This window comes from Zavarzinia sp. CC-PAN008, from assembly GCF_051903925.1.
Taxonomy (GTDB): Bacteria; Pseudomonadota; Alphaproteobacteria; order Zavarziniales; family Zavarziniaceae.
Window position 1 is genome coordinate 4,548,849 of sequence record NZ_CP173678.1, and the last position, 20,620, is coordinate 4,569,468.

Consider the following 20,620-nt stretch of genomic DNA (forward strand, 5'->3'; position numbering starts at 1 on the left):
GGGCCAGCATCACGGGATGCCAAAGCCATAGCTGCGGGTTTTGTTCCGCCGTCCGGCGCTGCGATGCTGCATCGCAGCGAAAAAGTGGAGATTCCACATCCGCCCCCGGAACGATTTTGGCCCCTGTGGCATTGGCGTGATCGCGAGGTGATCCGGAGGAGTACGCCAATGGCTGCGATCGTGGTGTCGAACAGGGTTGCCAGGCCGAGCCCGGACGCCCCAGTGATGGGCGGCCTCGCGGCGGCGCTCCTGCCTGCGGTTCAGAACAACGGCGCAATCTGGTTCGGCGGCAGCGGCGACACCGTCGCCAGCGTGCCCGACACGCTGCAGGCCAAGGTCGAGCCTCTGGGCGCCGGCCTGCTGGCCACGGTCGACCTGCCCACGGCCGACTACCAGCGCTTCTACGAAGGCTTCGCCAACGGTGCGCTGTGGCCCGTCCTGCATTCGCGCCCGGACCTGATCCAGGTTGCCCAGGAGGATTTCGGCGCCTATTGCCGGATCAACGCGATGATGGCGCAGGCGCTGGTGCCATTGGTCAAGGCGGACGTGCCCGTCTGGATCCATGACTACCACTTCATGACCCTGGGGCTGGACTTGCGGCGGCGCGGCATCGACAACCGCCTGGGCTTCTTCTTCCACACGCCGTTCCCGGCGCCGGACCAGATGGCCACCCTGCCGCATCATCGCGAACTGCTGCGCGCGATGCTGTCCTATGACCTGATCGGCTTCCAGACGGAGGATGATCGGCGCAACTTCATCGCGCTTGCGCGGTCCAGCCTGGACGTCGGCGAACGCGACGGCTGCGACCTAGTCCTGGGCGGGCACGTCACTCGCCTGTCGACCAACCCGATCGGCATCGACACCGACGGCTTTGCCGCACAGGCCGCGCGTGCCGCCAGCCTGCCCGAGGTTTCGCGGCTCAGGAACAGCCTGGGCGGGGCCAAGCTCGCCATCGGGGTGGACCGGATGGACTATTCAAAGGGGATCGCCAACCGCTTCCGGGCGTTTGCCCGCTATCTGGAACAGCATCCCGAGCCGCCGAAGGCGGCGGCCCTGCTGCAGATCGCCCTGCCGACGCGCGAGCGCATCGACGCCTATCGCAGCCTGCGCAACGAGTTGTCCGGCTTGGCGGGGGAGATCAATGGCCGCTTTGCCGAGGTCGACTGGTCGCCCATCCGCTACCTCAACCGCGGCTTCTCCCAAAGCGTCCTGGCCGGATTCTATCGCGTGGCCGAGGTGGGTTGCGTCACCCCCATCCGCGACGGGATGAACCTGGTGGCCAAGGAATATGTGGCGGCACAGAATCCGCTGGATCCGGGCGTGCTGGTCCTGTCGCGCTTTGCGGGTGCTGCACGTCAGCTGGATGCCGCCCTGATGGTCAATCCGCTGGATGCGGAGGACGTGGCGGGCGCACTGCATCGTGCCTTTGCCATGCCCGCGCCGGAACGGCGCGAACGCTGGGCGGCGATGATGGACGTGATGCGCGCCTCCTCGCTCGATGACTGGTTCAATGGCTTCCTGGCCGATCTGGCCGCCCGCCCCCGGCGGACCCTGAGCGTTCGCGCAGCCCAACGCCGCCAATTGGCGCCGGCCGCCGCCTGATCGATGAAGGCGGTCGGCGGCGCGCGATGACGGGGTCCTATGTCGATGCCTTCGGACGGGTGCACGTGCCCCCGCCCGAGACGGTCGCCCGCATCGTCGAAGCGCAGGGACCGCCGGCCCCACCAGGCCTGCTGCCCCCATTGGCGGTCGTTCGGCAGGGCCGACCACCGCGGCTGCGCGTGCCCCTGGCCCCAGGCCTGCTGCGCTTCCGGGTCACGTCAGAGGACGGAACCGCGATCGCCTGCGAGGCCGAGGTCCGCGATCGCATGCTGTCCCTGCCTGACCTGGAGCCCGGGCTCTACCGGCTGGAGGCCAGCCTGGACGGTCAGCGCGCGGAAACCCTGCTGCTGGTGGCGCCCGCCACGATGCATCTGCCTCCCGCGCTTGCAGCCGGACGACGATTGTGGGGCCTGGCGGTGCAGTTCTATGGCCTGCGGTCGGCGCACAATTGCGGCATTGGGGACTTCGGAGACCTCGCCCGCCTGATACGGCTGGCGGCGGCACGCGGGGCCTCGGCGATCGGGCTCAGTCCGCTGCACCTGCTGTTCAGCGAACGGCCGGAGGATGCCAGTCCGTACGCGCCCAACAGCCGGGCATTCCTGAACCCCATCCATGTCGACCTGGACGCCATCCCCGATTTCCCGGGGTTGGAGGCGGCGGGCCTGGCCGGGCGTGCGGCGACGCTGCGCGCATCCCCCCTGGTCGACTATGCCGGTGTGGCGTCCCTGAAGCGCGAGGCGCTGAGCCTGGCCTTCCGCGCGTTCCAGGCCCACGCATCCGACAGCCGGCGCCATGCCTTCGCTACTTTTCGCGCCAGCCTGCCTGGGCTGGAGGACCTGGCCCGGTTCGAGGTGCTGCGCCCGGCCCGCGGCGGCTTCTGGCGCGACTGGAGCGACGATGTCCTGCCCGAAGGGTCGCAGGAGGCAGTCGACCTCGTGGCGTGGACCCAATGGCAGGCGCACGCGCAACTGGCCTGCTGCCAGGACCTGGCGCGGGCACAGGGCATGGCGATCGGCCTGTACCTGGACGTGGCGGTGGGCATCGATGCCGGTGGCTTCGACGCCTTTGCCGCACCGGGGTCGTTCGCCCATGGCGTATCGCTGGGCGCGCCGCCCGACCCCATCAATACCGCTGGCCAGAGCTGGGGCCTGGCCCCGTTCGCGCCCGGCCCGCTGGAGGCCTCGGGCTTTGCCGCCTGGCGGAATGTCCTCGCCGGTGCGATGCGGCATGCGGGTGCGGTGCGCATCGATCATGCCATTGGCCTGCAACGGCAATTCTGGGTCCCCTGGGGTGTCGGCCCCGCCGATGGCGCCTATGTCGATTTCCCGCGTGATGGAATGCTCGCGGCGACCGCCCTCGAAAGCGACCGCTGGCAATCCCTGGTGATCGGGGAGGACCTGGGCACCCTTCCGCCGGGCCTGCAGGACGCGCTGGCCGACTGGGGCGTGCTGTCCTATCGCCTGTTGATGTTCGAGCGGGCGGCCGATGGCCGGTTCAGGCCGCCGCGCGATTATCCCCGGCGCGCACTGGTCAGCTTCACCACCCACGACCTCCCCACCCTGCAGGGGTGGCTGACGGGGCACGACCTGTGGGTGAAGCGATCCCTGGGCCTGGACCCTGGCGAAACGGAAGAAAGCCGTCGGGAGGCGCATCGCCATCTGGCCGATGCGCTGGAGGCGGAAGGCCTGGGCCGCGCGATCGACCTGGAAAGTGTCACGCGCTTCCTGGCGCGCACGCCGTCCGACCTGCTGATGATTCCGCTTGAGGACCTGTGCGCCGACCCGGACCAGCCCAACGTCCCGGGCACGACGACGGAACATCCCAATTGGCGCCGACGGGCGCGCCTCACGATCGAGGAGCTGGAGCACGACGGCACCCTGCTCCACTTGGCGGATGTGCTGCGCGCGGAAGGTCGCGCCGGCCCCACCTGATCGCGCCGGCTAACCGGCCTCAGGCGGGGCCAGGGCAGCAGCCAACCGATCGGCAAGGGCGCTCGCCTCGATCGGCTTGCGCACGACCGGGACATGGGCGAAGCGCGCCGGGATGCGATCGGCGCGCGGCCCGTAGCCGGTCGCGAAGGCGAAGGGGATGGCACGCTGGGCCAGTGCATCGGCGAGATCGTCCGACGGGACGCCCTGGAGGTCATAGTCGAGTACCGCGACATCGGGCGGCGAGGCCTGGATGGCGGCCAAGGCGCGCTCGCGGTCGGGCACGGATTGCACCTCGCGCGCGCCCAGGCGGCGTAGCATCATTTCGATGTCCATCGCGATCAGGGCCTGATCCTCGACCAGCAGGACGCTCAGGCCGTGCAGGACCTGGCTGCGCGCCGGGGGTCGGCGGACAGCGGCCGGATCCGCGCCCGAACCTTCCGGCACTGGGCGGACATGCGCGGCGGGGATCACCAGGCGCGCACGCAGGCCATCGGGCGCATAGTCGACCGTGACGCTGCCCCCCAGGTCATGGCCCAGCGTCGCCTGGATCAGGGCGCTGCCAAAGCCCTGGCGCGTGGGCGGTACGACCCTGGGCCCGCCCTGCTCCACCCAGTCCAGGACACAGTTGCCGGCACCGTCCAGCGCCCAGCTGACCGCTACGCGCCCACCCGGCTCGGCCAGGGCACCATACTTCGCGGCGTTGGTCATCATTTCGTGCAGGACCAACGCCATCGCGCCAAAGGCCCGGTCGTCCAGCGCGACGGCAGGGCCGTGGCCGGCCACCCGCTGCCCCCCCTGTCCATCGCGGGTGGCGCTGGCCTCCGCTTCCACCAGCGTCGCAACCTGCGCCGGCCCCCCGCGCGCGCCCAGGGCCTGGTCGTGCGCGAAGGACAATGCCAGCAGCCTTCCCTCCAGTGCTGCGGAATAGCCTGCAACCGTATCGGCATGGGCGGCGGTCTGGCTGGCCAGCGACTTCACCAGGGCCAGGATGTTCTTGATGCGGTGGTTCAACTCGTCGTTCAGGACGCGGTATTGCCGCTCGGCCCGGTGACGCTCGTCCTGGGTGAACTCGCCATAGCGCAGCACCACATCGCGGAGGTAGGTGCGCACCGCCTCCGCCACGGCACGATCAGCATCGGTCCAGGGCTGTGCCTGGCCGCGAACGTCCTCGCGCCACGCATCGAAGCTGCCACGGGGCGTAAGCCGCGGCCCCAGCGGACCGGGGACGACGTCCTTGGACGGCACACCGGCCCATTCGATGCTGTGCGCTTCCTCGTTCCGGAACAGGACCAGGTAATCCTGCGCCTCCAGCGACAGGGGTATCGCAAGCGCCCCGGCCACGCTGCCCAGTTCGCCCAGCGTCGTGGCCAGCGCCTGGTCCAGCGCGGTGGTCGACCAGACCTGGCCCGCCGGCTGGCCGGCCAGGCGATGGGCCAGCCGGATCCGCAGCGCCTCGTCCGGAACGGTGCCGCGCGTGGTCCAGCGTCCGCCCAGATAGAGCGCTGCTCCATCACATGGAACGAGCGTGTCGACGGCGGCCAGCAGGCTGGACAGCGATTCCGCCAGGGGCTGGTCCGGCTCGAACGCATGGACAAGGTCGTCCAGCCGCTCGCGCGCCGCGCGCGCGGCCCGCATCTCGCCCTGGCGCTCGGCCATCGCGATCTGTGAGGAGACATAGCGGCCGAACAGTTCCGCCCCGACACGGGTCGCCATGGGGACCACCCGGGGACTGTCGTGATGGCACACGATCAGGCCCCACAGCCGGCCGTCGACCACGATTGAGATCGAGAGCGACGCCGCCACGCCCATGTTGCGCAGGTACTCGCAATGCACGGGCGACACGGCGCGCAAATGAGCAAACGACAGATCGACCGGGCGGGCCTCCGCCTCTGGCGCAGCTGTCAGCGGCAGGGTCTCGGCATTGATGTCGCCAATCTGGCGCAGCCAGTTGTCCAGGTACAGGCGCCGGGCCTGGGCCGGGATGTCGGCCGCGGGGAAGTGCTGGCCCAGGAAACTGTGCATGGCCGGGCGCTTCGCCTCGGCGATCACACGGCCCGCCGCGTTGTGCAGGAAGCGATAGACCATCACCCGGTCGTACCGCAGTGCCACACGTGCGAGGCGAGCCGCCGCAGCGGCGATGCCCGTCACGTCGTGTTCGGAACTGATGCGGCGAACCAGGGCCTGCACCACCTCCAACGCCTCGAACGCGGCATCGGCCGAGCCCTGGGCCGGCTCAAGCTCGACGATCATGCGTCCGTCGTGGCGATGCACAACGATGTCGAATGCCTGCGCGGTCCCCTCCGGTCGCGCTCCGTTGAGCATGCCGGAATGCCGTCCGCCCCCCGCCTTGGCCGAGGCATTGCGCAGGTCATGGGCCAGGGCCGGGCCCAATACCTCGCCCAGCGTCCGGCCCAGCACGGTGCCGTTGCCAAGGCCCAGCACTGCCGCCGCACCTTCCGAGGCGAATGCGATCTGGCTGCCATCGTCCTCGCACACCAGCATCACGCCGTGTGGCTGGATCCGCCCTGGAATGTGGATGGGCTCGCGGTCGCAATTGCTGAGGTCGACGGGTGCGCCGGGCTCCAGCTCGGGGCGTCTGAGAGGTTCCTCGGTCACGCTGGCTGCACCATGGGGCGACATCTCCGGAACGCAGGGATCCCACTCGTCACAACTGCAACAATGGGATCGGAACTCACCGCCGCCTGGGTTCTTTAGGCGTTCAGTGTGCACTTGGTGACAGATCCAAGCGGTGGCGTCTGTTCACTGGTGAACAATGTCGTTGCAGATGTGTTCTTGGGGAGTCTCGAACCGTGAGGAGCGCCATGGCTGCCGATCTGGCGGGGAACCTGTTGATTTCGGTCCTTCGCGAGCAGGACATGAATCGCCTGACGCCGCATATGCGCGTTTTTGAAATGCGTGGCGGCGACATCCTGCAAAAGGCCGGCGATGTGGTACACGACACCTGGTTTCCCTGCGGCGCAGCCCTTGCCGGCTTCTGTGTGGAGATGGACGAGGGCAGCCAGATCGACGTCGCGGTGGTCGGCCGCGAAGGTGCCATCGGCGGCATCGTGTCGAATGGCGACGTGCCGGCCTTTGCCACCGCCAAGGTGCGCTTTCCCGGCCGCTTCCTGCGCATCAAGACGGCCGCTTTGGAAATGGCCAAGGTCGAATCCCTGCCCATGCGCCACTGGTTCGCGCGTTATTCCGACTGCTTGTTCGCGCAGGTCTTCCAGTCGTCCGCGTGCAATGCCTCGCACTCCACGCTGCAACGGGCGGCCAAATGGCTGCTGGCCGGCATGGACCGGACCAGCGGGACGGAAATCGAGATGACGCAGGAACAGTTCGCCGAAATGCTGGGTGTCGGTCGTCCCTTCGTCGCGCGGGTGATCGCCCGCCTGCGCGACGACGGCGTCATCGCAACGCGGCGGGGTACCTTCCGGATCGTGGACGAGGCCGGCCTGCGGGCGCTCTCATGCAGTTGCACCGCGACGATCAGCAACCACTTCGACACCGTCCTCCACGGCATCTACCCGCCGGGCTAGCCAACGCTCAGGCGCGTGGCGGATCGAACACATAGGGCGCCAGGGTGCCCTGCGCCTCCGCCCTCAGCCGATGCCAGCGGCCGCCGCCATAATAGGCCAGGCTGCCCGGCTCGGCCGCGCCGTGCCCGTTGTAGTAGGATACGCAGTTGCGCAACGGGGCCGTGGCGATGTCGGCCTCCCGGCAATGGCGGGCATACTCGGCTTCCGGCTCCTCGCCGACGTCGACCACCGCGTGGCCGTTGTCGCGCATCATGGCCAGCAGCCACACGACATAGTCGCCATGGGCCTCGATCGCGTCGGTGAAGTTGAATGAACCACCGCCGCCCTGCGGCCCGCCGACAATGAACAGGTTGGGAAAGTCGTGGACGTGCAGGCCAAGGAACGTGCGCGTGCCCTCCTGCCGCCACTTGTCCGTCAAGCTTCGCCCGCCACGCCCCGTCACGCGGTTGAAGGTCGAGGTCGCCATCCACTCGAAGCCGGTGGCATAGACCAGTACATCCAGCACGTACTCGCGGCCGCCATGAACGACCCCCCGGGCCGTGATTTCCTTGACCCCCGATGGCGCCGTGTCGACCAGATGCACATGGGGCAGGTTGAAGGTCGGCAGATACTCGTCATGGAACGTTGGACGCTTGCAGCCATAGGGGTAGTAGGGCTTCAGCGCCCGGGCGGTCTCCGGATCCTTCACGATCGCATCCACGCGGGCGCGGATCTGCTCCATGATCCGGAAATTGGTGTCCAGCTGCTTCTCGATCATCTCCTCGGGCGTCAGGGGCCGGGCATGGCTCTTGCGTTCCTTGAAGTCGGTGATCTTGCCGGCCAGATAGTCGTCATTGGCCTTCATCGCGGTGCGCCCGGCCGAGATCTTGGCAAATCGCGCCCGCCTGGCACGCGCCCAGCCGGGTTCGTTCGCCCAGGTGCTGCGCTCCTCCTCCGTCGTCTCGCGCTGGTCGCGGACGTCGACGGATGAAGGCGTCCGCTGGAAGACGTAGAGTTCGCCCACGACCTTGGCCAGTTCGGGGATCGCCTGAACGGCAGTTGCGCCGGTGCCGATGATGCCGACCCGCTTGCCCGCCAAGTCGACCGTGTAATCCCAACGCGAGGTGTGGAAGGCTTCTCCCTCGAACAGTTCCATGCCCTTGATGCGTGCAAGCTTTGGCGTGGTCAGCACGCCGTTGGCCAGGATCACGACACGCGCGCGCATCGCATCCCCGCGATCGGTGGTCACCGTCCAGCGCTGGGCCTCCTCGTCCCACGTCGTACCATCGACCGTCGTGTGGAACAGGCAGCGCTCATAGAAGCCGAACTGCTCGGCGAGCCGCTGGCAATGCTCCAGGATCTCGAAGCCCGAGGCGAACTTCATGCGCGGGACGTAGCCCGTTTCCTCGAGGAGCGGCAGGTAGGAATAGGATTCGACGTCGCAGGCAATGCCGGGATAGCGGTTCCAATACCATGTGCCGCCGACATCGCCGCCCTTCTCGCAGAAGCGCACGTCGGTGAAGCCCGCCTTGCGGAGCTTGTGCCATAGCAGCAGTGCGGCAAAGCCTGCGCCCACCACCAGCACATCGCACTCATCGGTCAGCGCCTCCCGCGGGATCGGGTCGGCGGAATAGACGTCGTCCAGGTACTTCGCGAAACGCCCCTCCATGGGCATGTAGTCGGCGGCGCCGCGGCGCACCTCGTCGAAGGCACGATACTTCGCCTGCTCCTCCGCATCGAAGCGCGCGCCCGGCGGCAGTTCCGGCAGCGTCGTCAGCCGCTCGTCTGCAATGACGGAATAGCCCTTGCCGGCGATGCGCTCCGTCGCCTTGGCCGCGCGCGTGTTGAACACCTTCTGCCCGCTTGCAGGATCGATCCGGATGGCTGCCGACATCGCCTTAACCTCCCTCTTGTTCTTGTGCTGCCACCGGAGCGGCGCGGTTGGCAGGAGTCTAGCGGTGTTCAGCGGCGCGCATCAATCCGCCAGGACTGTGCACCAGTGCATGGACGCATCCCGCTGGCACGGTATCCTGGAACCATCATCCAACGGGCGGTCGGCGGGCTGCCCCCGAAGCGCGGCGTCAAACCTGCGCAAGGATAGTGCCATGCGCGTTGCGTTCCTTGCTGCCTTTCTGGGCCTTGCGGCCTGTGCCCACCCTGTCGCCCCGGCGACTCAGGCGGTCAGTCCTTCCGTCGACGAGTTGCGCGCCAACTTCGTCGCCTGACGCGCTTCGACCGAATTGCCGGGGAACGATGACCCCCGGGCGCTGAACCAAATTCCCTGTCCGGCCTTTTGGCGGGCGTCGGTCGTGCGCGCGGAGCGCCGGCCCAGGAGACATCACAATGATCGATTCATTCAGACCAGCCGGCATGCAGCCGGCGGTCGCCCCGGCACTTTGCCGCGCCGCCGATCGCTGAGGCGGAGCGATGGCGAACATTGGCAGTCGCAGCCTGAAGGCCGGGCGCCCGATCCGCTATCCCGGATCGGACGACCTGATCGGGGTGGTGGCGGCGATCATGCGCACCACCCGTGGCGTCGTGGTGCGCATCGGCCCCCCGGACGGCACGAACCTGCCCGAGGTCGAGGTCGCCTATGCCGACGCCGTGTCCCTGATGCTGACCGACCGGCCCCATCCGCGATAGGGCCAGCCGGTCGGCATATGCCGGATCAGTGGGCGGTGCCGCCCATTTCGGCCATGAGTTCGGCCTTGCGTTCCTTCAGTCGCTCGCCCATCTCGTTCAGGTCCTCCTCACCCTTCTTGGCCTGGGAGAAGATGCCGCCCGGCTGCTCCTCTTCCTTGACGTGGTGCTTGATGTATTCGCCCAGGACCTTGACCTTGGCGTCATAGAATTCCTCGTCGGGCTGCATGCCCTCGATCTCGGCGATCAGCTTCTTGGCGCCGTCATGTTCGACATAGGCTTCGTCCAGCATGTCGTCCTCGACGTCGCCGCGCTCCTCCGGATAGAAGATTTCCTCCTCCAGCGCGGTATGCACCTTCAGCGCCAGCGCGATCCTGTTGAACAGGGCCTGCTTGTCGGCGCCCTTGTCCAGCTGCTCGTACTCGTCGAACATCTTCTCGACGTCGCGGTGATCCTGCTTCAGCAGCTGCACCGCCAAGGGATCGCGGCTGCCGCTGCGTCGCGTGCGGCCTGAACGCGCCTTGGCCTTGGCCGGCGCCGGCTTGGCGCGGCTGGAGGTGGACGACTGGCTCTTGGCAGTGGTTGCCATGGGGTCTGACTCCTGATGATCGTGACGGTTTGGGCCGGGGGAATATCCCGCCGGGTCCCGAGATCCGAGCAAACGAGGAGCCGGCAACTCTGTTCCCGAAGATCGGCGCTCCGCCGGGGAGTGCCGCGGACCGGCGCCATACGCCGTCAGGTCAATCCAGGATACGGCCGTAGTCGCGGTCGAAGGTGGTCGGCCGGTCCTCGCCGGTCAGGTCGTAGAGACGGGGGCCCACGCCCAGCATGGCGCCGCCGTCGCGCGTGACAGGCCGGAACAGGTAGGTGCTCGTCTGGGCGGTGGAGCTTTGCAGGAACCATTCCAGCGGCACGCTGACATAGAAGCCCTTGTCGAAGCTGCCTTCGCCGAAATCACGCGCCGATGCAGTCGTCACGGTGGCAAAGGCGCCCAGCCGCACGCCCGACTGGAAGACGCGGCTGATGTCGAAGGTGGCCCCCCAGTCCCCAGCCAGGTAGCGTCCGGCCTGGACCTCGAAGCGCAAGCCATAGAAGTCGGACTGGTAGTAGCCGCCCACATGGCCGGTCACGGTTTCGTAGTTGCGCAGGCCGAACAGCTGGTCGAACTCCCGCTGCTTGGCAAAGTACAGGTTCATGCCGATGGCGTAGCGCTCGTTGAAGGGGCGATAGAGCACCTCGCCACCCACCCCTGCGAACATCGGCTCGAAATAGCCTGCCGACAGGCGGGCAAAGACGTCCTGCGCCGGACTGAACAGATAATCGACCTGCAGGTTCTCGATATTGTCACGCCCCTCGCGCAGGTAGCGGCCCAGGTCGGTGCGCACCCGCGGCAGACCGCTCGCGGTGTCGATCTGCGCTTCGTCCAGGTTGCCGACCAGGTACTTGTTGACGGTGCCGCGCGCCACCAGGCCGGGCAGGAGTTCGACGCTGGCCGATGCCTCCGCAACCAGGTCGGTCAGCACCAGACCCTCCCGGCTACCGATCAGCGGCCGGAGATCGGGCCGCAGGGACCAGGCAAAGCGGGGATAGAGGCCGGCATTCTCCGTGGCGCCCGTGCGGTCGCGGGCGTCCTGGTCGGGGGTCTGAACCTGGGCATGGACCCAGATTTCCTCCGCCGACCCGCGCGCGGACTCCGCATCCTCGAAATCGCTGCGCAGGACGCTGATCTGGGCCGTGGGCATGTTCCGCTGGGTCAGGACGACCGTGATCTGCTCGACCTGGCGTGGCACCACGCCCGAGAGCGCACGAACGACACGGCCCACCGTCTTGGTCTGGAGGCGATAGCGCGATCCCGCCATCCACACGGTTGCGCGGCCGCCGTCCCGGCGATAGGCGGACGCGCTCATGCCGTCGGCTTCCATCGCCGCGAAAACGGCCTCCGCCTCCCGCCCCTGCGCCACGGGATCGGTGGGGAAGCGGTCCGCGAACAGGATCTGCGCCGGCGACTGCTCCGGCACGAAGGGTTCGTTGGGCGGTCGCTGGCCGGCGACGATCCGCTGCCGCCCGTTGCTCAGCACCAGGCCGTCGACCTGGGCCGCCAGGGCGGCGCGCAGACGCTCCGCCGTCGGCTCGACAGCCGCAGGGGGCAGGTCCTCGACCGCGATTGTGACGAAGCGACCGTCGATCTCGACGCTCTGAACGCTCAGTCGCTCGGTCTTCAGTGCGGCGACAAGCGCCTCGCCCAGGGGCGACACGCGCGGCGCGGGGGCTGGCACTGGCGGCACGAAATCGGGCGTGTAACCGGGGCTGGCGCTGATGATGCTGACCGGCGGCGAACCCGCCGGCAGCCGCGACGCGACACGCGCCGCGACCAGGCTCGCCTGGTCGCCGGTCAGGATCGTGGCGACATAGACCCGCACCTCGCCGCCCGTGATCTCGATGCGCTCCAGCGGCAGGTGCTCGCGCTTCAAGGCCGCAAGGAGGGGGTCGGAGACCGTGCTGGCGGCGGCAAGCCGCGGATTCAGGATGTCGTCGACCGTGCGGCCCACCGGCCCGCCGGACACATCGGACGGCCGGCGCACAAGGGCCGGCTTGGGATCGTCCAGCAGCAGGGTGCGGCGCGCCTCCAGCAGGTTCAGGCTGAGGGCCATGCGCGCAAAGACGTCGGTCCCGTTTTCCAGGTTCAGGCTGAAGTTCAGCCAGTCCGTGGGCTTGTAGCTCAGCCCGACATTGATCGGGGTACGTCGCTCAATGCGGTTCAGAAAGGCCTGCTGCGACGGATCCGCGCCCGAATACTCGAGCTTCAGCGACAGGCCCTTGACCGGAGTGAACCACTCCACGCCACCGAACAGCGAGACGGGACCGCGGAACCAGTTCTGCGCCTCGAAACGGCCGACCTCGAAGAGTTCCGAAGGGCCGGCCGAGCGCTCCGATGGGCCCCAGAGCGGTCCGAAGCGGTCGCGGTTGCCGAGATAGCCCCAGCCCACGCCAAGCGAGAAGTCGAGGTCGCCCCACCGCTTGTTGAGCACGACATACTCGCCGGCATAGATGCCGGTGCCACCCAGGTCCTGCAGCCCGATCGCGATTTCCGGCAGGTAGGGCGTTTCCTGCTGCAGCCGCAGCTTCAGGTCGAAGCCGCGGTCCAGATACTGTGTATCGCTGCGGAATTCCTCGCGATAGTCGGTGTAGCGGAAGGTGCCTTCCAGCCAGGGGAAGATGGTCGCGTTGACGTAGAGCCGGTAGAGCCGGCCATTGGCCAGGCCACCGACCTCGAACGTACCTTGCGGGTTCATGCGGGCGGTTCGGTTGTCGATCAGGCCGACGCCGCCAAAATTGTTGGCGGTATAGGGGGCCAACTCGACGTCGGTTTCCGGCTTGCGATCGGCGCGGCCGTCGGCCCGGGCAATGCCCGTGGCCGCGACCAGGGCGACGACCCCCAATGCGGCTCCGAACGAGACCAGTCCGGACCGTCTCAAGCCATCGACTCCGCTTCTGTTGCCGCCCCCGGACAGAAGCGCACCTTAGTGGCGCACCCCCTCCCCTGCAACGTCCCCGCCGCAGCGCCTGGCTGGCGTGTTGTCGCGCCGGCCGGACGCCTTGCGGGTCGGGCGCTTCCCTCGCCCCGCAGGCCTCAGCCTGCAGGACAGGGGAAAGCGCCCTCGCTCAGAGCAGGTCGCCGCCGGCGGCGCTCGCCGTCGTGCCGTGCGCCTTGAACGCCTTGATGACATTACGGCCGGTGGTCCAGCGATGCACCTCGTCCGGACCGTCGACCAGGCGCTGGGCGCGGATGTGCGTGTACCAGTAGGCCAGCGGCGTATCGCGGCTGAAGCCCAGGGCCCCGTGCAGCTGGATCGCGGTATCGACGACCTTGTGCACCATGTTGGCCAGGAACACCTTGGCGATGCCGTTCTCCTGGCGGAGGTCCATGCCGCGCTCGGCCTTGTAGGCGATGTGCAGCAGCATCAGGCGCGCGATGTAGAGCTGGCTGGCGCAATCGGCCAGCATGAACTGCACCGCCTGGCGCTCGTCCAGCTTCTTGCCGAACGTCGTGCGCTGGGTCACGTGCGCGGTCGCGATGTCCAGCGCGCGCTGGGCCATCGCCACGTTGTGCATGCCGTGGCGCAGACGGCCATAGGCCAGGCGATGCTGGCCCATGCTGAAACCGTTGCCCTCGCCGCCCAGCAGGTTCTCGGCCGGGACTTCCAGGTCCTTGATCTCGACCTCGGCATGACCGCCGCCCAGGATGTGCGACAGCGGCGTCTCAAGCGCCATCGTGGGAATGTCGCGCTTGATGTTGTAGCCGGGGTTCGGCAGTTCGACGATGAAGGTCGAGAACTGGCGATGGCGGGGCGCGTCGGGGTCGGTCTTGGCCATCACCACCGCGATGTCGGCGACGCTGGCGGCGGACGAGAACCACTTCTCGCCGTTCAGCAGGTACTTGTCGTTGCCGACCTTCTCCGCCTTGGTCTGCATGCCCGTGGCATCGGCACCGGCAGCCTTCTCGGTCATCGAGTAGCAGATGCGCTTCTCGCCGTTCAGCAGCGGCTTCAGGTACTTCTCCTTCTGGAACGGCGTGCCGTGCTCCAGCAGGGTCAGCATGGTGGCATCGTCCGGGCCTTGCGTGTTCATCGACAGCGCGCCCAGGTAGCTCTCGCCCAGCTCCATCTGGACCAGCGCGTTGGCCAGCGGGCCCAGGCCCATGCCGCCGTGCTCCTTGGGGATGAACGGGCACCACAGCCCCTGCGCCCGCGCCTTGGTGCGCAGCGCCGCCAGCACTGTCTTGTAGTCGCCGCCGGCCAGCAGGTCCTTCTCGGCCGGGATGCAGTGGTCGTGCACCCACTGGCGGACCTTCTCCCGGATGGCCTTCGCCTCGGCCGGAATCTCGAAATCGATGGCCATGGCGGCCCCTCCCTTGCATCGTTGTGTTCGGACAGCGTTCTAGACCGGCCAAACTGGCAATGCCAGGGGCGTCGGCTTCAGCTGTCCAGTACCCGCCGGACCAGGGCGGCAAGGTCGGCCTTGCGATAGGGCTTCCCCAGCAGCACGGCGTCATCGGGAAGGCGGCGCGGACTCTGCGGCCCGTCGTCGGGACGCGCGTTCTGCGGAAAGCCAGAGGTAAAGATCACGCGCAGGTCCGGCTGGCGCGCCTGGGCCTCCGCCGCCAGGTCGGCACCGGACATGCGCCCTGGCATGACCAGGTCCGTGAACAGCAGGGCGATCGGATGCGCAGCAAGGGTGTCCAGGGCGCTGGCGGCGTCCTCCGCCTCGAAGACGGCATAACCCAGGGAGCTCAGCTGCTTGGCCGCCGTCGTGCGCATGTGCGGATTGTCGTCGACCACCAGGACCGGTTCGTTGCCGGTCGCCATCAGGCGCCGGCGATCGGTGGCGCCGGACGACTGCTCCCCCACCTGCAAGGCGCGCGGCAAGTAGAGGCGGATGACGGTACCGCGCCCCTGCTCGCTGTAGATCTGGACGTGCCCACCCGACTGGCGAATGAAGCCATAGACCATCGACAGTCCCAGGCCGGTGCCCCGTCCCACCTCCTTGGTCGTGAAGAATGGCTCGAACACCCGGGCGACCACTTCCGGCGGCATGCCGCTGCCGGTGTCGGTCAGCTCGATCATGACATAGTCGCCGGCCCGCACATCCCCGTGCGAGTCGGCATAATCCTGCTCGATCTCCGAATTGGCGGTGCGGACGGTCAGCGTCCCGCCGTTCGGCATGGCGTCGCGGGCATTGGTAGCGATGTTGACCAGCGCCGATTCCAGAAGGGCCGGATCGGCCATGACCGGCCACAGCCCCTGCTCCTGCGGCACCAGGTGGATCCGGACCTGCTCGCCCAGGGTGCGCGACAGAAGCCGGGCCGTGTCCGCCACCACGACATTGGCGTCCAGCAGCTTGGGCCGCAAAGGCTGACGCCTGGCAAACGCCAGCAGCTGGCGCGTCAGTTCGGCGCCGCGCAGTGCGGCATCGATGGCCGCCTCCCCCATCTCACGCGCCGGGCCCTGCCGCGGCATCTCCTCCATCAGCAGGTCCAGGTTGCCGATCACCACGCCCAGCAGGTTGTTGAAGTCATGCGCCAGCCCGCCGGTCAGGTGGCCCAGCGATTCCATTTTCTGCAATTGCGCCAGCTGTTCCTCGGTCGCGGTCTTCTCCGCGCGCAGGCGCGCCTCGGCCTGCTTCCGGTCGGTGATCTCCCGCATCGTGACCAGTACGCCGCCCGTTGGCAGCGGCGTCATCTGCACTTCGAGCGTCGACCCGTCCGGCCGGTCGAGCTCGTAGGTCATGAAGCGATCTGTTTCCAGGACCTGGACTTGCTGCCTGACGATCGCGTCCACGTCGCCCGGCCCATACTGGCCGCGCTCCGCGTTGAAGCGCGCGAAGGCCTCTGCGGGCATGCCGACCCGTGCATAGTCGTCGGGAAAGCCGAACAGCGAGAAGAAACGCCGGTTCCAGGCGATCAGCCGGCGGTTCTGGTCAAGCGCACAGACCGCTTCCGCCAAGCCCTCGAAGGCTGCCTGGAGGACACCCGATCGCTGCCTCAGGGCCGCCTCGGCCTCGACCAGGCGGTCATTGTCTTCCGCCGTGCGCTGCGCCGCAGTCAGCAGATGCTGGTAAAGAGCATTGATCTCCACCAGGAAGGCGCACAGCACCGTGAAAGCCGACACGAGACCGTTCACCCGGGCGACGTACCAGGAGAATGTGTATCGGCTGTGGCCGAACAGGACGCCCAGTATGTCCAGCAGGAAGGCGAACAGGGCGACGGCCAGCCACAGGTTCAGGACCGTGCGCAGGCGCGTCGCGTGCCAAAGCCCGACCAACCCGACAACGCACAGCACCGCGGCCAGGGGGCCGATCCCGCTGGTGGTGATGCCGCTATAGCTTCCCGATGCGAACACCACCGGCAGATGATCATGTCCCAGCGTCGCCAGCACGGTCACGCCGACGACCGCTGCCAGCGCCAGAATCACGACCAGCGGGATCAGGTTGGCCACAGTCTCGGGCGCGAGCAGCGCAGGGTCGCGCAGGACACAACCGATATAGCCCAGGACGATCGCCGGGAATCCGACGTGCCAGAACATCCACATCCAGGATGTCGTCTGGGGTCCTGCACCCATCAGGCCACTTTCCGAGAACGCCTCCGGGAAGGTCAGGACGAAGGGGATGACGATCAGGCCGGCGAACAGGTACGCTCCCCCGAGCCAAGCCAGCGGCCGACGTCGCAGATGCCAGAACTGCGTCAACAGCATCAGCGCGGTGATCAGCTCCACGACCGCGATCGCGGCGATCGTCGCCGGCATGAACGAGGTCAGCTTGGCCAGCTGCACATTGCCGGCCAGGCTCCACAGCGTCAGGCCCGACAGAAGCACGGCAACCAAGGTCGCCATGACGCGATGAAGCGGCCCTGCCTGGGTATCGGCAAGTGTTTCGGCCTGAAACATGACTACTCGAACCGCGCCATCCTGTTCAACCCTACATTGCAACCATTTTCCCGGATAGGGGTTCCTGAACGCATAGGGCAGCAGGGATTCCGGTGCCTCGTCAATCCCCGGGGCCTCGATCATTCATCGTCTGAACGAATGCCGGCCATCCGTAGATATACCTAGGCCGCCCGGCTCCGCCCCTCTTGGCCTTCGCCCGCGGCGCGCGCCAAGATCGCCAGGACCCGCAACGGAGACCCCGATGACCGATGCCGCCTGCGACCTGCTACAGGTTCGCACCGGCCTTGACCTGTGCGCGAAGGCGTCCGGCCTGCAACAGGCGGAAGCGGGGCTGGAGCTGGTGGCGCAGGGCCTGCGCATGCCGCTGATTGTCTGGGCGCCGGATATCGGGCGGCCTCATTTCGATGCGCAGATGCACGCCTTCATGCTGCGCTGCGGCTGGCCGGACGACATCCTGGCCCTGTGGTGGGACCGGCACATCATGCTGAAGATGCCGCTCTACCTTCGCTGCCGCGTCGCGCACCTCCCCTTTGCGTCACCCGTCGACCATCCCCGGCCCGACCGTGGCGCCCTGGAACGGCAGATCGCCGATGCCATCCTGGCCATGGGCCACACGATGATGCTGACCGTTCCCGTCGTCCTGCCGCGCGGCCACATCTCCATGCTGACCTGGGTCGGGCCGGGCACCTTGGCCGGGACGGAGGCGAAGGTCGACCTGCTGCGGCCGGAACTGCTGGCGATCGGCCACCTGTTCATGGCGGCGGTCGCGCATGAGGCCGGCCGCAGCGTGGTCACGCCCGAGGAGTTGTCCGAACTGACCCCGCGCGAATGGGACTGCCTGCGCCTGGTGGCGCAGGGCTATCGCGACATCCAGATCGCCGGCCTGATCGCCGTGGCGCCAACGACCGTGCGCTTTCACCTGGACAATGTCGTGCGCAAGCTTGGCGCGGCCAACCGGACGCACGCGGTGGGCATCGCCGCCCAGTTGGGCATGCTGGGCTCAATCACGGCCTGAGCCTGGCGGGGCCCCTCTCGAAAACGAGGGGCAAACTTCATCCTGAGGTGCATTAGAATTGGAGGATACGAGGCCGGCTCGACCCGGTCCCACCACCGGGAGGACGGAATGGCACAGCGAAACCTGCGTATCGCCATCATCGGTGCCGGGGCGTCCGGCATCATGTCCCTGATCAAGATGCGCGAGCGCGGCCTGACGGACGTCACCATCTTCGAGAAGGCGGGACGCCTGGGCGGCACATGGCGGGACAATCGCTATCCGGGCCTGTCCTGCGACGTGCCCTCGCACCTCTACCGCTATTCCTTCGAGCCCAACCCGGACTGGAGCCGCGTGTGCTCGCCGGGACCGGAAATCCTGGCCTACCTGGAGCGGGTGGTTGAGAAGCACGGCATCGCGCCCCACATCCGCTATGACAGCGAAGTGACGCGCGCCGAGTTCCAGGACGGTCAATGGCTGCTGGAAACCACGCAAGGGCCACAGGGCGCGTTCGATGCCGTCCTGGTCGCCGTGGGCGTCCTGCACCACCCGGTCTATCCGGACATTGCGGGCCTGGAGTGCTTCGCCGGGCCCAGCTTCCACACCTCCCGCTGGGCCGATGGCATCGACCTTGCGGGGCGCCGGGTCGGGATCATCGGCACCGGCTCCACAGCGACACAGATCACCGGCGCAATCGTGGACGAGGTATCGCACCTCGCGCTCTTCATGCGCACACCGCAATGGATCCTGCCCCTGCCCAATCCGCCGATCCCCGAGGAGGAGAAGGCGCGCTACCGCGCCAATCCCGAGCTGGTGGACGACACCTATCGGCGCTATGCCAGCGACTTCAATTCGGGCTTTGCCAGCGCCGTGGTGGGTGCGGCCCCGGAGCGCTACGCCGAGATCGAGGCCGCCTGCAAGGGCTACCTGGCCAGTGTCCGCGATCCCGACCTGCGGGCCCGGCTGACCCCCGACTACCGGGTCATGTGCAAGCGCATGATCATGTCCGACAACTTCTATGAAGCCGTGCAGAAGCCCAATGCCGAAGTCGTGCGCGAGGCGATCCGGCAGATCGAACCCCAGGGCGTCCGGACCGCCGACGGGCGCCTGCACCAGATCGACGTGCTGGTCCTGGCAACGGGCTTCGACACCCACCGGTTCGTCCGCCCGATGACCGTGATCGGCCGCAACGGCCGCAGCCTGGACGAGGTCTGGGCCAATGCGAACGAGGGCTATCTGGGCGTGACCGTACCCGGCCTGCCCAACTGGTTCATGATCGGGGGCCCGAACAGTCCGATCGGCAATTTCTCGTGGCTGCTGACGGCCGAGAACCAGTTCAACTATGCGATGCAGCTGATCGACCGCCTGCGCAGCGGCAATGTCCGCGAGATAGAGCCCAAGGTGGAGGCGGTGCGCGCCTTCAACGCGGCGGTGAAGGCCAAGATGCCGGACACGATCTGGGCTTCGGGCTGCGACAGCTGGTACGTCGACAAGAACGGCAATGTCGCATCCTGGCCGTGGACCTATGAGAAATTCGAGGCGGACATGCGCGAGCCGGTGCTCGACGACTACGAGATGGTGTGAGCCATGACCACGCATAACCCCGAACTGGCCAAGGTTCTGGCCATGTTGACCGCCGTGCCGTTCGACGCCAACCAGTCGGTGGTGGAGAAGCGGCTGGCGATCGACGCGCTGGCCGATGCCTTTGCGCCGCCGCACGGCGTGGAATTCGACAGTGTCCTGCTGGGCGGCGTCGCGGCCGAGCGACAGGTCGCCCGCTCCGGCGGACCCGTCGTGCTGTACTTCCACGGCGGCGGCTACCTGATCGGCTCGCCCCGCTCGCACCGGCACATGACGGCGCTGCTGGCGCAGGAGATCGGCGGCACTGTCTTCTCCCTCGACTATCGCATGGCGCCCGAGGCCCCTTTCCCCGCGGCCGTCGAGGACGCGGTGAAGGCCTGGACCGACCTGGCGGCCAGGGAAGGCGCCGCTCGGGTGGCGTTCGCCGGCGATTCGGCGGGCGGCGGGCTGACCTTCGCGGCGCTCGTGTCGGCACGGGACAAGGGGCTGCCGCTGCCGGCCTGTGCCATCGGCATCAGCCCCTGGGTCAACCTGGGCACCGAGAATGCCAGCTACACGGCCCTGGCGGCGCATGACCCGATGCTGTCCGGCACCGTGGCCGACTATTTCTCGGTGCCCTATCGCGACGGGGTGGAGGTGCGCCACCCACTCGTCTCGCCGCTGTTTGCCAACCTCTCCGGACTGCCGCCGGTCCTGATCCAGATCGGTGACCGGGAAGTCTTCTTCGGCGATGCCTGTGCGATGCATCAGGCCCTGATCGCCGCGGACGTCGATACCGAGTTGGCCGTGTGGAAGGAAATGTTCCACGTCTGGCACCTTTACTGGCCGATGCTGGCCCAGGGACGCGCCGCGGTGGAGCAGATCGCCGCCTTCGTCCGGAGCAGGTGCGGCTGAGGGTGACGGAACGCCGTC

At 67.8% G+C, this 20,620-nt stretch carries 13 protein-coding genes; 7 read left to right on the forward strand and 6 right to left on the reverse strand.

Annotated elements, in window-relative coordinates:
• Nucleotides 1-168 precede the first annotated feature (168 nt).
• Nucleotides 169-1,602, forward strand: a complete 1,434-nt coding sequence (locus tag ACI6GS_RS21110; protein WP_439815446.1) for an alpha,alpha-trehalose-phosphate synthase (UDP-forming) — start codon at nt 169-171, stop codon at nt 1,600-1,602.
• A gap of 26 nt (nt 1,603-1,628) precedes the next feature.
• Nucleotides 1,629-3,533, forward strand: coding sequence for a 4-alpha-glucanotransferase (gene malQ, locus ACI6GS_RS21115; RefSeq protein WP_439815447.1), 1,905 nt, complete (start codon nt 1,629-1,631; stop codon nt 3,531-3,533).
• Between the two features lie 9 nt (nt 3,534-3,542).
• Here the strand turns inward: malQ and ACI6GS_RS21120 are convergent, their stop codons facing one another.
• Nucleotides 3,543-6,149 (reverse strand): HWE histidine kinase domain-containing protein, encoded by a 2,607-nt coding sequence (locus ACI6GS_RS21120; protein ID WP_439815448.1) that lies wholly within the window; start codon nt 6,147-6,149, stop codon nt 3,543-3,545.
• Between the two features lie 206 nt (nt 6,150-6,355).
• On the opposite strand from ACI6GS_RS21120, the gene ACI6GS_RS21125 reads away from it, so the two are divergent.
• Nucleotides 6,356-7,075, forward strand: a complete 720-nt coding sequence (locus ACI6GS_RS21125) for a Crp/Fnr family transcriptional regulator (RefSeq protein WP_439815449.1) — start codon at nt 6,356-6,358, stop codon at nt 7,073-7,075.
• 7 nt (nt 7,076-7,082) lie between these two features.
• Here the strand turns inward: ACI6GS_RS21125 and ACI6GS_RS21130 are convergent, their stop codons facing one another.
• Complete coding sequence (locus ACI6GS_RS21130; protein ID WP_439815450.1) at nt 7,083-8,948, reverse strand: flavin-containing monooxygenase; 1,866 nt, start codon at nt 8,946-8,948, stop codon at nt 7,083-7,085.
• A 533-nt stretch (nt 8,949-9,481) separates the two neighbouring features.
• Between ACI6GS_RS21130 and ACI6GS_RS21135 the strand changes: the two genes are divergently transcribed.
• Nucleotides 9,482-9,697: a hypothetical protein gene (locus ACI6GS_RS21135; RefSeq protein WP_439815451.1), complete on the forward strand. Its 216-nt coding sequence runs from the start codon at nt 9,482-9,484 to the stop codon at nt 9,695-9,697.
• Between the two features lie 25 nt (nt 9,698-9,722).
• Here ACI6GS_RS21135 and ACI6GS_RS21140 read toward each other — a convergent pair whose 3' ends face one another.
• From ACI6GS_RS21140 to ACI6GS_RS21155, 4 genes are all read right to left on the reverse strand, one after another.
• The gene (locus tag ACI6GS_RS21140; RefSeq protein ID WP_439815452.1) at nt 9,723-10,283 is read right to left on the reverse strand and encodes a hemerythrin domain-containing protein; all 561 of its coding nucleotides are present in this window, start codon (nt 10,281-10,283) and stop codon (nt 9,723-9,725) included.
• A 151-nt stretch (nt 10,284-10,434) separates the two neighbouring features.
• On the reverse strand, nt 10,435-13,170 hold the full coding sequence (locus ACI6GS_RS21145; RefSeq protein ID WP_439815453.1) for a YjbH domain-containing protein: 2,736 nt from the start codon (nt 13,168-13,170) through the stop codon (nt 10,435-10,437).
• 187 nt (nt 13,171-13,357) lie between these two features.
• Nucleotides 13,358-14,593, reverse strand: coding sequence for an acyl-CoA dehydrogenase family protein (locus ACI6GS_RS21150; protein WP_439815454.1), 1,236 nt, complete (start codon nt 14,591-14,593; stop codon nt 13,358-13,360).
• A gap of 77 nt (nt 14,594-14,670) precedes the next feature.
• On the reverse strand, nt 14,671-17,259 hold the full coding sequence (locus ACI6GS_RS21155; RefSeq protein ID WP_439815455.1) for an MASE4 domain-containing protein: 2,589 nt from the start codon (nt 17,257-17,259) through the stop codon (nt 14,671-14,673).
• Between the two features lie 118 nt (nt 17,260-17,377).
• On the opposite strand from ACI6GS_RS21155, the gene ACI6GS_RS21160 reads away from it, so the two are divergent.
• The 3 genes from ACI6GS_RS21160 (at nt 17,378) to ACI6GS_RS21170 (ending at nt 20,602) form a co-directional block, all read left to right on the forward strand.
• The gene (locus ACI6GS_RS21160; RefSeq protein WP_439815456.1) at nt 17,378-18,151 is read left to right on the forward strand and encodes a helix-turn-helix transcriptional regulator; all 774 of its coding nucleotides are present in this window, start codon (nt 17,378-17,380) and stop codon (nt 18,149-18,151) included.
• A gap of 108 nt (nt 18,152-18,259) precedes the next feature.
• Nucleotides 18,260-19,711, forward strand: coding sequence for a flavin-containing monooxygenase (locus ACI6GS_RS21165; protein WP_439815457.1), 1,452 nt, complete (start codon nt 18,260-18,262; stop codon nt 19,709-19,711).
• Nucleotides 19,712-19,714: 3 nt separating this feature from the next.
• Nucleotides 19,715-20,602, forward strand: a complete 888-nt coding sequence (locus tag ACI6GS_RS21170) for an alpha/beta hydrolase (RefSeq protein ID WP_439815458.1) — start codon at nt 19,715-19,717, stop codon at nt 20,600-20,602.
• Nucleotides 20,603-20,620: the final 18 nt, after the last annotated feature.